Annotated in this window: 2 protein-coding genes; one reads left to right on the forward strand and one right to left on the reverse strand. The window is 66.2% G+C overall.

Going from position 1 to position 1,031, the window contains the following annotated elements; all coding sequences use genetic code 11:
* Nucleotides 1-267: aldehyde dehydrogenase family protein (locus tag CWI66_RS17585; RefSeq protein ID WP_157809011.1), on the forward strand; the 267-nt coding region annotated here is incomplete at its 5' end.
* On the opposite strand, the gene CWI66_RS17590 is transcribed toward CWI66_RS17585, so the two are convergent.
* Nucleotides 246-1,031, reverse strand: a 786-nt coding sequence (locus tag CWI66_RS17590) for a LysR substrate-binding domain-containing protein (protein WP_100732387.1), incomplete at its 5' end; no start/stop codon positions are given. The two genes, CWI66_RS17585 and CWI66_RS17590, sit on opposite strands and share 22 nt — an antisense overlap.

Raw genomic sequence — 1,031 nt, forward strand, 5'->3', positions numbered from 1 at the left:
ACCCGGTTTGGGTTGGCCGGTGCCGTGTGGAGCCAGGACGTGGCCCGAGCGCATCGCGTGGCGGGGCAGCTGCGGGCGGGCACGGTATGGATCAATAGCTACAAGGCGATCAGCGTGATGTCGCCGTTCGGGGGCTTTGGCGACAGCGGCTTTGGCCGCTCCAGCGGTCTGGACGGCCTGCGCGAATACACGGTGCCGCAAAGCGTCTGGGTGGAAACCGCACCCGAGGCCAGCGTGGCGTTTGGCTACGGCAGCGGTGTCGGCTGATTCGACGCCGGGTCCCGAAAGGCCTGCATCCAGCGCTGCAGGTGGCGCAGCAGCAGGATGCTGGCCTTGGGCTGCTGGCGGCCCACCCGGGTGACCATGTGGGCCTGGGAGCGCTGAAACAGCGGGTCGTCTACCGGGCGTGCGACAAGGCTGCCGATGTCCAGATCGTGGGCGACCGCAAACGCCGGTAGCAGCGTCACCCCCATGCCGCTGCGCACGTATTGCGCCAGGATCACCATCGAGTTGGTGTTCATGGTCATGCGCGGAGCAAGGCGGGCCTGTTGAAACGCCTGGTCGACCATCTGGCGCACGCCATGGGTGGTGTCCCACATGGCCATGGGCTGGGTGCTGAGCTGAGCCAGGGTGAGCGGGTGGGGCTGCTCGGCCAAGGGGTGATGCGGCGACAGAATGGCCATCAACGGCTGCGGGCTGGAGGCCCAGAAGCGCAGCTGCGGATGGGTACGCTCGTGGAACATCAGCCCGATATGGCTTTGATCCTCGACAATCGCATCGATGATGCCGGAGGTGCCCGCGATATGGATATCCAGCTGGATGCCCGCATAGCGCTGGGTGAATTCATGCAGGGGAGAAGCCACCAGGTCGCTGACGAAGCCTTCGCCCACGGTGAGGGAAATCGTTCCGGTTTCCAGCCGCTGGTAGGCTTCGAGGGACGTGATAAAGCTCTCGTCGAGGGCGCTGCGCCGCTCGCAGTACTCCAGCAGCATCTCGCCGACGGGCGTGGGGCGTATGCCGCCGCGCTGGCG

The organism is Halomonas sp. 141 (assembly GCF_002810305.1).
In the GTDB taxonomy this organism is placed as follows: Bacteria; Pseudomonadota; Gammaproteobacteria; order Pseudomonadales; family Halomonadaceae; genus Vreelandella; species Vreelandella stevensii.